The 14,352-nt window shown below is 60.8% G+C and carries 14 protein-coding genes and 1 pseudogene; 10 read left to right on the plus strand and 5 right to left on the minus strand.

Going from position 1 to position 14,352, the window contains the following annotated elements; translation table 11 throughout:
• Positions 1 to 5: 5 nt before the first annotated feature.
• Complete coding sequence (locus tag ACIQAL_RS01565; RefSeq protein ID WP_166593505.1) at positions 6 to 932, minus strand: LysR family transcriptional regulator; 927 nt, start codon at positions 930 to 932, stop codon at positions 6 to 8.
• Positions 933 to 1,053: 121 nt separating this feature from the next.
• Between ACIQAL_RS01565 and fpr the strand changes: the two genes are divergently transcribed.
• Positions 1,054 to 1,833, plus strand: coding sequence for a ferredoxin-NADP reductase (gene fpr / locus ACIQAL_RS01570; protein WP_005616041.1), 780 nt, complete (start codon positions 1,054 to 1,056; stop codon positions 1,831 to 1,833).
• A gap of 190 nt (positions 1,834 to 2,023) precedes the next feature.
• Here the strand turns inward: fpr and tsaA are convergent, their stop codons facing one another.
• From tsaA to ACIQAL_RS01585, 3 genes are all read right to left on the minus strand, one after another.
• Complete coding sequence (gene tsaA, locus ACIQAL_RS01575; protein ID WP_401141677.1) at positions 2,024 to 2,728, minus strand: tRNA (N6-threonylcarbamoyladenosine(37)-N6)-methyltransferase TrmO; 705 nt, start codon at positions 2,726 to 2,728, stop codon at positions 2,024 to 2,026.
• A gap of 16 nt (positions 2,729 to 2,744) precedes the next feature.
• Entirely contained in the window at positions 2,745 to 3,206 is a 462-nt protein-coding gene (locus ACIQAL_RS01580) for a DUF1456 family protein (RefSeq protein ID WP_401141679.1), read from the minus strand.
• A 67-nt stretch (positions 3,207 to 3,273) separates the two neighbouring features.
• Positions 3,274 to 3,984: an rRNA pseudouridine synthase gene (locus tag ACIQAL_RS01585; protein WP_401141681.1), complete on the minus strand. Its 711-nt coding sequence runs from the start codon at positions 3,982 to 3,984 to the stop codon at positions 3,274 to 3,276.
• 201 nt (positions 3,985 to 4,185) lie between these two features.
• Here ACIQAL_RS01585 and ddlA point away from each other — a divergent pair, with 201 nt between their 5' ends.
• Positions 4,186 to 5,277 (plus strand): D-alanine--D-alanine ligase, encoded by a 1,092-nt coding sequence (gene ddlA, locus ACIQAL_RS01590; RefSeq protein WP_401141684.1) that lies wholly within the window; start codon positions 4,186 to 4,188, stop codon positions 5,275 to 5,277.
• Positions 5,274 to 5,678 (plus strand): NUDIX domain-containing protein, encoded by a 405-nt coding sequence (locus ACIQAL_RS01595; RefSeq protein ID WP_401141686.1) that lies wholly within the window; start codon positions 5,274 to 5,276, stop codon positions 5,676 to 5,678. The genes ddlA and ACIQAL_RS01595 overlap by 4 nt, the downstream gene beginning before the upstream one ends.
• Before the next feature lie 143 nt (positions 5,679 to 5,821).
• Here ACIQAL_RS01595 and metR read toward each other — a convergent pair whose 3' ends face one another.
• Positions 5,822 to 6,739: a transcriptional regulator MetR gene (gene metR, locus ACIQAL_RS01600; RefSeq protein WP_401141689.1), complete on the minus strand. Its 918-nt coding sequence runs from the start codon at positions 6,737 to 6,739 to the stop codon at positions 5,822 to 5,824.
• Between the two features lie 190 nt (positions 6,740 to 6,929).
• Between metR and ACIQAL_RS01605 the strand changes: the two are divergent.
• The 7 genes and pseudogenes from ACIQAL_RS01605 to ACIQAL_RS01635 all read left to right on the plus strand — a co-directional run.
• A pseudogene (locus ACIQAL_RS01605) lies at positions 6,930 to 7,565 on the plus strand (5-methyltetrahydropteroyltriglutamate--homocysteine S-methyltransferase); the annotation flags it as partial.
• Between the two features lie 483 nt (positions 7,566 to 8,048).
• On the plus strand, positions 8,049 to 9,041 hold the full coding sequence (locus ACIQAL_RS01610) for an alpha/beta fold hydrolase (RefSeq protein ID WP_401141692.1): 993 nt from the start codon (positions 8,049 to 8,051) through the stop codon (positions 9,039 to 9,041).
• A gap of 107 nt (positions 9,042 to 9,148) precedes the next feature.
• Positions 9,149 to 9,817, plus strand: a complete 669-nt coding sequence (locus tag ACIQAL_RS01615; RefSeq protein WP_401141693.1) for a DsbA family oxidoreductase — start codon at positions 9,149 to 9,151, stop codon at positions 9,815 to 9,817.
• A gap of 170 nt (positions 9,818 to 9,987) precedes the next feature.
• Positions 9,988 to 10,701, plus strand: coding sequence for a GntR family transcriptional regulator (locus ACIQAL_RS01620; protein ID WP_401141696.1), 714 nt, complete (start codon positions 9,988 to 9,990; stop codon positions 10,699 to 10,701).
• On the plus strand, positions 10,698 to 11,714 hold the full coding sequence (locus tag ACIQAL_RS01625; RefSeq protein ID WP_401141699.1) for an ADP-ribosylglycohydrolase family protein: 1,017 nt from the start codon (positions 10,698 to 10,700) through the stop codon (positions 11,712 to 11,714). The genes ACIQAL_RS01620 and ACIQAL_RS01625 overlap by 4 nt, the downstream gene beginning before the upstream one ends.
• A 180-nt stretch (positions 11,715 to 11,894) precedes the next feature.
• The gene (locus tag ACIQAL_RS01630; protein WP_341959579.1) at positions 11,895 to 13,364 is read left to right on the plus strand and encodes a cytosine permease; all 1,470 of its coding nucleotides are present in this window, start codon (positions 11,895 to 11,897) and stop codon (positions 13,362 to 13,364) included.
• On the plus strand, positions 13,354 to 14,283 hold the full coding sequence (locus tag ACIQAL_RS01635) for a PfkB family carbohydrate kinase (protein WP_401141702.1): 930 nt from the start codon (positions 13,354 to 13,356) through the stop codon (positions 14,281 to 14,283). Before ACIQAL_RS01630 ends, ACIQAL_RS01635 begins: the two co-directional genes overlap by 11 nt.
• Positions 14,284 to 14,352 lie beyond the last annotated feature (69 nt).

Below are 14,352 nucleotides of genomic sequence, written 5' to 3' on the forward strand. Positions count from 1 at the left end.
TCGTTTCAAGCGATGCTCGGGAGCACGATCTCGTCGCTGCGCCGCACCCCGGCCGTGAATGCACGGCACAGGTCCAGAAACTCCCGAATCGCGTTGGTCTGATACTTCTGCTTGTGCCAGATGAAGTAAAACTGACGCACAAGGTCCAGCTCCGGGGTTTCCACCGCGACCAGACTGCCCCGGCGAAAGGCGTCGCGCAGCGCCAATCGGGAAATACAGCCAATCCCCAGACCTGACTCCACGGCCCGTTTGATGGCTTCGGTGTGTTCAAGCTCCAGGCGCACGTTGAGGCTGTTGAGGTGATGGCGCATCGATTGATCGAAGGTCAGGCGCGTGCCTGAACCTTGTTCCCGCAGAATCCACGCTTCATGGGTCAATTCGGCCAGCGTCGCGTGGCCGCGTTTGGCCAGCGGGTGCTGTGGCGCGCAAAACACCACCAGTTCGTCTTCGACCCACGTCTGGACCTCGATGTCGGGGTGGCTGCAATCGCCTTCGATCAGGCCCAGGTCAATCTCGTAATGCGCCACCTGTTGCACGATGTTGGCGGTGTTTTGCACGTGCAGCTTCACCTGGCTTTCCGGATGGCGCTGCATGAAGCTGCCGATCAGCAGGGTCGCCAGGTAGTTGCCGATGGTGAGGGTGGCGCCGACGGCCAGCGAGCCGAAGCCGGACTTGCCGTTGAGCAGGTCTTCGATTTCCTTGGCCTGATCGAGCAGGGCCACCGCCTGGGGCAGCAGTTGTCGGCCGGTGGCGTTCAGGCTCAGGCGCTTACCGGCGCGGTCGAACAGCTGGCAGCTGGACTGCCGCTCGAGTTCGGTAATCGAGGTGCTGGCCGCCGATTGCGATAACGACAACAGCACGGCCGCGCGGGAAACGCTTTCCTGCTGGGCCACGGCGACGAACACTTGCAATTGACGGAGAGTGAATCGCATATCTATATAACCGATAACCCATATCTTGATAATCCAGTTAACAGATATTGTGTCTGCCACTAGAATATCGCGCAATGGCGCTTTCATCGGCGCAGGCAAATTTCAGGAGTTCCCACGTACCATGAGCAACATGAATCACGAGCGTGTCCTCAGCGTTCATCACTGGAACGACACCCTCTTCAGTTTCAAGTGCACCCGTGATCCTGGTCTGCGCTTCGAGAACGGTCAGTTCGTCATGATCGGTCTGCAGCAGCCAAACGGGCGCCCGCTCATGCGTGCTTACTCCATCGCCAGCCCGAACTGGGAAGAGCATCTGGAGTTCTTCAGCATCAAAGTGCCGGACGGCCCGCTGACCTCGCAGCTGCAACACCTGAAAGAAGGTGACGAGATCATCATCAGCAAAAAGCCTACGGGCACGCTGGTGCTGGACGACCTCAAGCCTGGCAAACACTTGTACCTGCTGAGCACCGGCACCGGTCTGGCGCCGTTCATGAGCGTCATTCAAGACCCTGAAACCTACGAGCGTTTCGAGAAGGTCATCCTGTGCCACGGCGTGCGTTACGTGAACGAAGTCGCCTACCGCGAGTTCATCACCGAGCACCTGCCGCAAAACGAATTCTTCGGCGAATCGCTGCGCGACAAGCTGATCTACTACCCGACCGTGACCCGCGAGCCGTTCGAAAACGAAGGCCGCCTGACTGACCTGATGCGCAGCGGCAAGCTGTTCAGCGACATCGGTCTGCCACCGATCAACCCACAGGATGACCGCGCCATGCTGTGCGGCAGTCCGAGCATGCTCGACGAGACCAGTGAAGTGCTGAACAGCTTCGGCCTGACCGTTTCGCCACGCATGCGCGAGCCGGGCGATTACCTGATTGAGCGCGCATTCGTCGAGAAGTAAGCCTTTTTCAGCCTGCTGTAACGAGCAGGTTCAGGATCGACCCAATCGTGGATGAACCGCTCGCACAGTGACTGTGTGAGCGGATTTGTCCGCGACCGAGTCAGTACAGGCGCCTGCCATTTGGGCGTCTGAAAAAAACCGCCTGGAGGTCACGGACCAGGCGGTTTTTTTGTGGGCGCTTGTCAGCAGGTCAGTTGCCTGACAGCACCACTTCCAGCACCCGAATCTGCCCCGGCTGGGGGTAATGCCAGCGTACGTCGAGGTCCCAGAATTGCGCACCGTAACGTCTCTCGGGCGTGGGCTGTTGATACGCGGGGCGGGGGTCTTGGGCCAGACATTGTTCGATCAGTTCAATCAACGGCTCGGCCAGACGCAGCCCGTGTTCGCGGGCCTGAAGCAAGGCGTCGTCGTCCCACGACACCGGGATCAATACCGGTGCCGCAGCGGCCATGGTGTTGCGCGCATCGATGATGACGTCGGCGTAAGGCACGTAGGGTTTGACGTCCAGCACCGGCGTGCCGTCCAGCAGGTCGATGCCCGACAACCACAGGCGACCGGCTTCGACTTTCTCCAGCTTGACCACAGACTGACCGATGCCGTTGGGGCGATGGGTGGCTCGGGTGGCGAACACGCCCATCGACTGGTTGCCGCCCAGGCGAGGAGGGCGGACCTTCAAGCGAGGCTTGTCTTCAAGCGCCTCGTGAAACAGAAACAGCAGCCAGACGTGGCTGACCTGCTCCAACCCCTGCACGGCATCGCCTTGATCGAACGGCGGCACCAACTCCAGCACCCCACGAGCGGCAGGGGCAAGCTGCGGCTGGCGCGGAATGGCGAATTTTTCCTTGAAGCAGGAACGGACGTAGCCGATGGGCGAAACGCTGTAAGACTGGCTCATCGAATGACCGTCAGACTCAGCCACGAACGCGCAGGGTCAGGCCGCGCAGGAAGTTGCGCAGCAACTGGTCGCCACACACGCGGTAGTTGTTGTGACCGGCCTTGCGGAACAGCGCGCTCAGCTCCGGCTTGGACACCGGAAAGTCCGACGCCTTGAGGATCGCGTGCATGTCTTCTTCCTTGAGTTCGAAGGCGACGCGCAGCTTTTTCAGCACGATGTTGTTGGTCATCGGCAGCTCGACCGGCAGCGGTGGGCGGCTCTCGTCCTTGCCACGTTTGAAGAACACCAGGCCGTCGAGGAAGTGCGCCATGATTTCATCGCTGCACGGCTCGAAACCTTCTTCTTCGTCTTTCTTGGTGAAGGCGATGACCTGCGCCTTGGTCACCTCAATGCCGCCCGACTTGGCGATGTCCACCACCTTGGCGTCGCTGATATCGAGCATGTAGCGGATGCTACGCAGTACGTCGTTGTTCATCATGATGCGTGTTTCCTGAGCAATCGGGTGTCAGCGCGCGATGGATCGCGGCGCTCAAAAAAGGGGGGGATTAGAACTTTTCTTTTTCGGTCATGTAGCGCCATTGACCTTCGGGCACCTTGCCGATGGACACGCCGCCGACGCGAATCCGGCGAATGGACACGACCTTCAGGCCTACGGCCTCGCACAACTGGGTGATGACGCCGGGTTGCGGGTTTTTCATGGCGAAGCGCAGGCGGGTTTCGTTCTGCCAGCTGGCTTTGACTTTCGGCAGCTCTTTGCCTTTGTACATCAGGCCGTGGTTCAGGCGGTTGAGGCCGTGAGCGACCATCTCGCCGTCGATTTCGACCACGTATTCCTGCTCGATCTTGCTGCGGTCGTCGGTGAGCTTGCGCAGGATTTTCCAGTCCTGGCTGAACACCATCAGGCCGCTGGCGTTGCCTTGCAGGGTGGAGATCGCTTCCAGGCGCAGGAAGTGACCCTTGAGTGGGCGCTTGCCAAAACTGTGCTCGGCCGACAGTGAGTCGGGCGTGATCAGCGGCAATGCCTGCTCGGGGCTCATGCCTGCGGGTACGTTGAACAGAATCGTCACCGCTTCCGGGGTGACCGCCTTGGCGTCGGGGCTGAGGGCCACGGTCTGGCCTTCGACTTTGAATTGCGGCTCGTCGATGACGACGCCGTCCACTGTCACCCAGCCGCCTTCGATGAACAGCTCGGCCTCGCGTCTTGAGCAGCCGACCAGCTCGATAAGGCGTTTGGAAAGGCGAATGGGGTCAGTCATGAGAAAAGCCGCAGCAGAAGAGAAAGGGGGCCATTGTACCCGCGTGGGCTCTGTTAATCGCGGCCACATTGAAAATGCCTGGTGAATCGCGCCAATCCTGCGCTTTACATGTCTGCATTCCGTCAACCAAACGCCCTCGGGGCTGGACTAACGGCGCAAATTGCTTTTGACTCTGCGACCTGAAATCCAGGAGTTTCCCCTTTGAAAAAGTCAGTCGCCATCGTTTTCGGTGGGCAATCCTCCGAACATGAAGTGTCGTTGCAATCGGCGCGCAACGTGATCAATGCGATTGATCGCAACAACTACTACATCACGCTGATCGGCATCGACAAACAGGGCCACTGGCTGCGTTTCGACGAGCGTGACTACCTGCAAAATGCCAACGACCCTGCGCACATCAAGCTGAGCGAGTCCGGGCGTCTGCTGTCCCTGAGACCGGGCACCAAAGGCCCGCAATTCGTTGAGGTGGAAACCGGCCTGGACGTGCCGCGCATTGACGTGGTGTTCCCCCTGATCCACGGCAGCACGGGCGAAGACGGCGCGCTGCAAGGCCTGTTGCGACTGCTCGACATCCCGTGCGTCGGCCCTGATGTGCTGGGCTCGGCGGTGTGCATGGACAAAGACGTGACCAAACGTCTGCTGCGTGACGCGGGCATCGCGGTGGCGCCGTTCGCCGTGCTGCACCGGGGCGAGTCCGTGGATTTCGTCAGCGTGTCCGCACAACTGGGCTTGCCGCTGTTCGTCAAACCGGCGAGCCAGGGCTCGTCGGTGGGCGTGAGCAAAGTGACCGATCAAGCCAGCTACGACGCGGCGTTGAAACTCGCCTTCGACTACGACAACAAAGTGCTGATCGAGCAGGGTATCGTCGGTCGTGAAGTGGAATGCGCCGTGTTGGGCAACCACGAACCGCAAGTCAGCGTGTGCGGTGAAGTGGTCGCCAACGACGAGTTCTACGCCTACGACACCAAATACTTGAACGACGGCCAGGCGCGTATCGCGATCCCTGCCGATCTCCCGTCAGACCTGAGTGATGAAGTCCGAGAGGTCGCGTTGCAGGCCTATCGTGTGCTGGGCTGCGCGGGATTGTCGCGGGTGGATTTTTTCGTCACCGAGGCGCGGGAGATCATCATCAACGAGGTCAACACGCTGCCCGGTTTCACCTCTATCAGCATGTACCCGAAACTCTGGCAGGCCAGCGGACTGGGCTATCCGGAGCTGATTGATCGGTTGATTGTGCTGGCGCTGGAGCGTGCCGATGAGGCCCGCGCCTTGAAAACCGAGGTGGTGCTGTGAAGGTCATCCGCATCGCGGCGGCGTTGCTGATTGGCGCGGACGGGCGAACGTTGCTGGTGCGAAAGCGCGGAACCGAGGCGTTCATGCAGCCGGGTGGCAAGATCGACGCGGGTGAAACCGCGGCCGTGGCGTTGGCGCGAGAACTGAACGAAGAGCTGGGCCTGTTGGTTGAGCCAGAGCAGGCGCAGTTTCTGGGCGAGTTTTCGGCGGTGGCCGCGAATGAGCCGGGCTTTAAAGTGAACTGCCAGTTGTATCGGCTGGACGTTGACCAAGCGGTTGTGCCTGCGGCGGAGATCGAGGAAATCGTCTGGGTCGATGCAGAGCGTGTTGATCACCTGCAACTCGCGCCGCTGACCCGGGATTCGATTTTGCCGTTGTACCGGTCTCTTCAAATCGCCTGATGTGTCCGGAACTCAACGCAGGTCAAACCTGTGGGAGCGAATTCATTCGCGAATGAAGGAACATCCGACACATGTTTATCGGTTGTACCTCCGTCTCGCGAATGAATTCGCTCCCGCAGTTCAAAGCTGTGCGTGGCTGGGCCTCACTTCACCGCGCTCACCCCATCCAGCGTCGAGAACGACGTGTCTTTTGCGGTCAGCAGGAAGTCGCGCATGTAGGGCGCGTCGAGCATGTCGGCGCGAATCGCCGCGTACAGCGTCGCGAACAGCCCTTTCTCACCCAGCCGCTTGGCTTTCACATAGCCCCGCGAGCTATATTCATGCAGCGCCCAGTGCGGCATCCCACACACGCCTCGGCCACTGGCCACAAGCTGCATCATCATGACGGTCAGCTCCGACGTGCGCACTTGCGCCGGTTCGATGTCGGCCGGTTCGAGAAAGCGCGTGAAAATGTCCAGACGATCCCGTTCCACCGGGTAGGTGATCAGGGTTTCGCTCGCCAGGTCTTCCGGCACCACGAACGGCTTGCTCGCCAGCGCGTGTTGATTGGCCACCGCCAGCATGGCTTCGTAGGTGAACAGCGGCACGTAGGTAATGCCCGGCAGGTCCACCGGATCGGACGTCACCACCAAGTCCAGATCGCCACGGGCCAACGCTGGCAACGGGGCGAAGGCGAAACCCGAGGCCAGGTCCAGTTCGACCTCCGGCCATGCATCGCGAAACTGGTCGATCGTCGGCATCAGCCATTGAAAGCAGCTGTGGCATTCGATGGCCATGTGCAGACGACCTGCTACGCCACCTGCCAGACGCGAAATGTCGCGTTCGGCATTGCGCAGCTGTGGCAGCACCGAATCGGCCAATTGCAGCAGTCGCAGGCCCGCGCTGGTGAACCGCACCGGTTTGGTCTTGCGCACGAACAGCGGCATGCCCATGCGCTCTTCCAATTCCTTGAACTGGTGGGAAAGGGCTGACTGCGTCAGGTGCAGCCGGTCAGCGGCATCGACCAGGCTGTCTGCCTCGCGCAGCGCATGCAGGGTTTTCAGGTGGCGTATCTCAAGCACCGTGGCGCTCCATGAATGAATTTTGTGATCAACACGAAAACAATGAGTTTGTCTCATGTGGGATGAAGTGTCGACAATGGCGCCATCTTTTGTAGGAGACGTCATCATGGCCTCGGCCCATACCCTCGAATTCGCACCCCTTCAAGCGGGTCTTGAATTGAAGAAAGCCTTTGAGGCCTATTGGAAAGGCGATGCCCGCTACCTCGATCAGGTCCCGGAATTCGCTCAGCATCAGCGTTTCGAACTCAACTCGGACTCACCACTCAATGAAGTGGAAGAGGCCCAGACGCAGGGCAAACGGGTAATCATCGGCCCGCTGACTTACCTGTGGCTCGGCAAGGCCAAAGCCGACAATTTCGACACGCTCGAATTGCTCGACCGTTTGCTACCGATCTACGGCGACCTCTTCGGTCGTCTGGCCGGGCAAGGCGTTGAATGGGTGCAGATCGACGAGCCGATTCTGAGCCTTGAGCTGCCACAAGACTGGAAGAACGCGTTCGAGCGCGCCTACCACACCCTGCAGTATTCGCCGTTGAAAAAGCTCATCGCGACCGATTTCGGTGGCCTGGAAGCCAACCTCGGGCTGGCGGTTTCCCTGGCGGTGAATGGCCTGCATGTGGACCTGGTGCGCGCGCCTGAACAGCTGCCTACGCTGCTGGACCGACTGCCGACCTATAAGGTGCTGTCCTTGGGCGTGGCCAGTGACCTCGACGCATGGCGCTGCGATCTGCGCGTCGCCCGCGAGCTGTTGAGCGAGGCTGAGGTGCGGTTTGGGGAGAACCTGTGGATCACGGATACGGGCGCGTTGCTGGTTAACCCCGTCGATCAGAACGCGGCTTAAACGCCGATCTGGCATCCGCAACCGTTCTTCCGGATACAGTTCAATCCCTGTGAGAGCGAATCTATTCGCGAAAAATCGGCCAGGCGACGCACATGTGTCGTCTAGCGAACCCATCGCGAATAAATTCGCTCCCACAGGGGTTCGAGCGCACCGGGAGAAGTGAGGCTGCTGCGGATTTAACTGTGGGAGCGAATTCATTCGCGAAATTCGGCCAGGCGACGCACATGTGTCGTCTAGCGAACCCATCGCGAATAAATTCGCTCCCACAGCACTATGTGCTCTGCCAGATTCATCAAGGGCACGGCGCACCGCTCTTGCTTGAAGCTTGAAGCTTGAAGCTTGCACCTTGCCGCTCAAAAAAGCGCCGTTCAGCCCCCTTCATCAAAATGTCACGCAACTGTGGCAGCGCGCTTTGAAAAACTTCATCAGACTCGCGGCCTACTGGGGTTCTGCGTTTCGGTGTTTTTCATGCGGTTTCTATTTTTCCTGGCTGCGCTCATGTGCAGCTTGCCGTCTTTTGCGGCCTCTCGATGCGACGTCAACGTTCCCACGCAAGTGGCCGAGCTCGATGAGGTGCACCTGGCGTATCAAAGCGTCGGTCGCGATTCGGACCCTGCGTTGCTGCTGGTCATGGGCCTCGGCGGCCAGTTGATCCACTGGCCGGACGAGGTGGTCGTCGCGCTGTGCCAGCAAGGTTTTCGGGTGATTCGTTACGACAACCGTGACGTCGGCCTGTCGACGTGGGTGCAGGCGCCCGCCACCGCCAACCTCACCTACGAAGTCCTGCGTTACAAGATCGGCCTGCCGGTGTCGGCGCCGTATTCACTGACCGACATGGCGCAGGACGCTTTGGGGCTGATGGACACGATCCACGTTCAGCGGTTTCATGTGTTGGGCGCGAGTATGGGCGGGATGATCGCTCAGCACCTGGCCGACATGGCGCCGAAACGGGTTGAAAGCCTGACCCTGATCATGACCAGCTCCGGTGCACCAGGCTTGCCGATGCCAAGCCCTGCGTTGCTGCAATTGCTCGCCCGTCGCGGCGCACCAGACCGTCAAACGGCGCTGGAGCAACAGGCGGATTTGCTGGCGGCGCTGGGCAGTCCGGAAGTCAAAGACGATCGCCAGAAGCTGTTGCAGCAGGCGGCGATTTCCTACGACCGAGCGTTCAACCCCGAAGGTGTGAAGCGGCAGATTCTTGCGATCTTGGCTGAACCGAGCCGCGTCGAACTGTTGAATCGCCTGCGGGTTCCGACGCTGGTGGTGCATGGCACAGCCGATCCGTTGCTGCCGGTGATACACGGCATTCATGTCGCCGCGCATATTCAGGGCAGTCAGTTGAAGCTGATTCCTGGCCTGGCGCACCGTTTTCAGGAGGCGTTCAAAGCGCCGTTACTTGCGGCGGTGTTGCCGTATCTGCGTGAGCATCGCGAGGATGCGTCCCACGTCGCCCAGCTCTAGACAGGCAAGCCGCAGTTGCAAGCGTCAAGCTGCAAGAGGATCGTAGGCACTTTCGATCAACTTGAAGCTTGATACTTGTAGCTTGAAACTGCTGCTAAGAGGCTGCCATGAGTACTCCACTAAAAATCGATTTCATCTCCGACGTCGCCTGCCCCTGGTGCATCGTCGGTCTGCGGGCGCTGGATCAGGCGCTGGAGCATCTGGGCGACGAGGTCCAGGCGCAGATTCACTTCCAGCCGTTCGAACTGAACCCGAAGATGGGGCCTGAAGGCCAGGACATCTTCGAACACATCGCCCAGAAATACGGCTCCACCCGTGAGCAATACCAAGCCAACGCCGAGAACATTCGTCAGCGCGGTGCCGAGCTGGGCTTCGTGTTCAAACAGGGTGACCGGCGCGTTTACAACACCTTCGATGCCCACCGCCTGATTCACTGGGCTGAAGGGGAAGGCAAGCAGCACGCGCTGAAAGAAGCGCTGTTCACGGCCTATTTCAGCCAGCACGCCAACGTGTCTTCCCACCAGATACTGGCTGACGTCGCACAAAAGGTGGGTCTGGATCGCACACGCGCCGAAGCCATTCTTACGTCCGACGAATACACCGCCGAGGTGCGGGAGCTTGAACAGCTGTGGGTCTCACGTGGTGTCAGTTCGGTGCCGACCATCGTCTTCAACGACCAATACGCGGTGTCCGGTGGTCAACCGGTCGACGTTTTCGTCGGTGCCATTCGTCAGATCATCAGCGAACAATCGAGTGTCGTTAACGGCGCCCAATGATCGACTACGCTGATTGACGTCGTTGCGAGCGACCTTGTTCCAGAGGGTTCTTCAAAGCATCCAGCCGAGGCAAAGTCGGTCGCAACTTGACGTAACAGATGTAACAAATCTCTGATTGCAAACTAAAAATAGCTTGCTCCTACCAACCCTTTTCGGATATCAATTTGTACATGATTAGACAGGTTCGATTTGACAAGAAAAAACGCGTAGTCGATGAGCTGGCGCGCCGGATTGAAACCGGTCAAATGGGATCGGGCGAATTGCTGCCGGGTGAAAACTTGCTGGCCCAGGAGTTCAACGTCAGCCGCGGCACGCTGCGTGAAGCGCTGTCCGAGCTCAAGCGTCGCAACTACATCGCGACGCAGACCGGCGTCGGCTCCATCGTGACCTACGACGGAATCTCGCTGGACCAGCGCGCCGGGTGGGCCCAAGCATTGGCCGACACCGGTGCGAAGGTGACTACCGAGATTCTGCGGCTGGTGACGGTGCAACGGCCTGACCTGGCCGTACGATTCGGCACGGCGGATTTCGTCGCGCTGGATCGGCGCCGCACGGCAGGCGACGGCAGTGTGGTGTCACTGGAGCGGGTGTTGATCCCTGCCGTCGATGGCCTGGAAAACCTGCCACAGCACGGGCTGATCGACGATTCGCTGACCGTGACCATGGCCGCCCACGGTTACGTCGGGGATCGCGGCGATCAATGGATCGGCGCTGAACCCCTGAGCAACGATGACGCAGCGCTGATGTTGCGTGAACCGGGCACCGTATTTCTCAAGGCGACGCGAACCACGTTCGACCGCCGCGAGCGTTTCATGGAGCACGTCGAGAGTCTTCTGGACCCCGTGCATTTTCGTCTGCATCTGGCATTTGGATCGACTACATGACGGCATTGATCGACACTCGCGACCGCGCACTGGCCGCCTTCTATGGCCTGGCTTTGGGAGACGCGCTGGGCATGCCCACGCAATCCCTGAGTCGCGAGCAGATCAAGCACCGCTTCTACCGGATCACCACCCTGACCGCGGCCGACGCCGACCAACCCATCGCACCGAACATGGTCGCCGGGTCGATCACCGATGACACCGAACAGGCCGTGTTGGTGGCTGAATTGTTGATTGCCGGGGGAGGGCTGATCCGCCCTTCTGACTTGGCCCAGAGCCTCATCGACTGGGAAGCGGTCATGCAGGCGAAGGGCTCGCAAGACCTGCTTGGCCCTTCGACCAAACGTGCCATCGAAATGATTCTGGCAGGCCACAGCCCTGAAGAGGCCGGCCGCTTCGGCACCACCAATGGCGCGGCCATGCGCATCACACCGGTCGGGATCGCAGCGGACGTGGCCGATGAGCAGCAGTTCGTCGAGTCAGTGGTGCAAGCCTGTCAGGTCACGCACAACACCACCCTTGGCATTTCCAGCGCAGCCGCTGTGGCAGCCGTCATCTCGGCGGGGATCAACGGCGTCGGCCTCGATGACGCATTGGACATCGGCGCGCGGATCGCCGAGCGGGCCGAGCGCCATGGTCACTGGATCGCGGGCGGACGCATCTCGGCGCGCATCGTCTGGGCCAAACAGCTTTGCGCTCAAGCGAGCAACGAACAACTGCCCGATCTGATTTATGACGTGATCGGCACCTCGGTGGCGTCTCAGGAATCGGTCATTGCCGCGTTCGCGTTGGCGCATCAGGTTGCGTCCGGCCAACTGTCGGCCTTCGACGCGCTGTGCATGGCGGCCAGTCTCGGCGGCGACACGGACACCATCGCGGCGATCCTCGGGGCCATGTTGGGTGCGTGTCACGGCATGCACGCCTGGCCCGCCGATCTGATCGAGCAGGTCCAGATGGTGAACGGGCTTGAGCTTTCCACGCTGGTCGAACACTTGTTGTCCCTGCGCGCGGCTTGACCGACGCGGGCACGTCCGCGTGCCGAATTGAATAAGAGAGATCCACATGTCGCCTTGAATATTAAGGCGACCGGGGGTTCCTGCGCCTCGCGAAAGGCGCGATAACCTCCATCCGACACGGACGTCACTTGCTTTGCGTACTGCCCACAACCAGAACAAATGGCAACAGGAGCATTTCCCATGACGTCATCCAACGCCGCACAAGGCGCAGGTCAGCTTGAAACACGCGGCATCGAGCCGGTTCCGGAAAACGAGTGCAACGGCCATCCGCTGCAACTGTTCTGGGTCTGGTTCGCGGCCAACATCAGCATTCTCGGTTTGCCGCTCGGCGCGACCCTGGTGGCCTTTCGCGGGCTTTCCATTGGGCAAGCCATCATCGTGGCGATCCTCGGCGCTGCGGGCTCCTTTGCCGTCGTCGGGGTGATTTCCATCGCCGGTCGCCGAGGCCGTGCGCCGAGTCTGACGCTCTCTCGCGCCATCTTCGGTATGCGCGGCAACATCGGTCCTACCATCGTTTCGCTGATGTCCCGCCTCGGTTGGGAAACGGTCAACACCACCACGGCAGCGTTCGTGCTCCTGTCGCTGTGTTCGATCCTGTTTGGCACGGCGGTCGAAGCGAAAAACTCGCCCGTCCTGACCCTGATCTTCATTGCGATTTTCGTGCTGATGACCCTCACCGTTTCCGGCCTGGGCCACGCGACGCTGTTGGTTATCCAAAAGTGGGCAACGTACATCTTCGGCGCGCTGAACATCGTGGTGGGCGGGTTCCTGATTGCGCACATCGATTGGAACGCCGTGTTCGCCGCCACGCCTGCACCGGTCAGCGCGATGATTATCGGCGTCGGCACCATGGCCGCAGGCACCGGCATCGGCTGGGCCAACGCGGGCGCCGACATGTCGCGCTATCAGCATCGCAGCGTCAAGGCCACCCGGCTGGTGGCGTCCGCCGCGTTTGGCGCGGGTATTCCGCTGGTGCTGCTGATCACCCTTGGCGGTCTGCTGTCGGTGGGCAACGATCACTTGGCCTCGGCCACCGACCCGATCATCGCCATTCGCGAGCTGCTGCCGACCTGGATGGCGGTGCCGTACCTGATCACCGCGTTCGGCGGGCTGTTGCTGTCGAACAACCTGTCGGTGTACTCGGCGGGCCTGACCACGCTGACCCTCGGCCTGAAGATCAAACGCGTGCACGCGGTGATCGTCGACATCGTGGCGATCTTCTGCGGGTCGATCTACTTCATGCTGATCGCCGACAGCTTCTATGGTCCGTTCATTACCTTCATCTCGATGCTGGCGGTGCCGATCACCGCGTGGGTCGGGATCTTCGTGGTCGATCTCCTTCATCGGCATGTCTACTCCGCGAAAGACCTGATGGACGTCTCGCCGCGCAGCGCCTACTGGTACAGCGGCGGTGTGGAATGGCGTGCGGTCGGCGCCTGGGCGCTGGCCATCGTGTTGGGTTTCAGCTTCACCACCGTCGCCACCACGCCGGAAAATGTCTTGTTCAAAGGCTTCCTGTCCGACTCCTGGTTCGGCCATAACGGCTTGGGCTGGATCGTGACCTTCGTGGTCGCAGGCGGTCTGTATGCCATCCTCGGCGGTTCCCGCGACCGCCGTGTTGTCACTGAAGAGGCTGCTCATGCCCGCTAGATTGCTGTATACCGGCCAGGTCGTTGTTGACCTGGTCATGGGGCTCGACGCATTGCCACGCTCGGGGGGCGACGTCCTCGCCCGCTCCGCGCAATTCGAGGTCGGCGGCGGTTTCAACGTCATGGCGGCCGCGGGTCGCAATGGCTTGCAGACGGTCTACCTTGGACGACACGGCGCCGGGCGGTTTGGCGATCTGGCGCGCCAGGCGCTGGCGGTGGAAGGCATAGAAGCCGCCACGCCAGTGTCCGACGATCAGGACACCGGCCTCTCGGTCGCCCTGATCGAACCGTCGGCGGAGCGCTCGTTCATCTCCTATGTGGGCGCCGAGGGCGGGTTGTCGGCTATGGATTTGAGCAGCGTTGTCGTGCAGCCCGACGACTACGTGTTCGTCAGCGGGTACAGCCTGCTGCACAAGGGCAAAGTCTCGACGCTGCTGACGTGGCTGGGCGGTTTGCCGAACGGAACGAACGTGGTGTTCGATCCGGGCCCGCTGGTGAGCTCGCCGGAGGGCGCCGAGATGCAAGCGGTCTTGCCGATGATTACGCTGTGGACCAGCAACTGCGAAGAGGCGCTGCGGTTTACCGGGTGCGAGGGGATCGGCGATGCCCTTGAGAAACTCGCGCAGTGGCTGAACGAGGACGCGTTGATTGTCGTGCGTGACGGCCCGCAAGGTTGCTGGCTTCGACAGGGCCATGATGCGCAGCATGTGCGCGGTTTTCCGGTCACGGCCATCGACACCAACGGCGCGGGTGACGCCCATGCCGGAGTGTTGCTGGCAGGTTTGGCAGCGGGGCTTTCGGCTGAGCAAGCGACATTGCGGGCCAACGCGGCAGCGGCGATTGCCGTGACACGGTGGGGGCCGGCGACCGCGCCTGTGGCCGCAGAGGTCGACGCGTTGATCAAGGCAGATGAGGGCTAAATCTGTGGGAGCGAATTCACTCGCGAGGGGCCGTTACAGCCGATACACCTTCATCGGACGTACAACCGC

This window comes from Pseudomonas sp. NPDC088368, from assembly GCF_044753445.1.
GTDB classification, from domain to species: Bacteria; Pseudomonadota; Gammaproteobacteria; order Pseudomonadales; family Pseudomonadaceae; genus Aquipseudomonas; species Aquipseudomonas bambusae.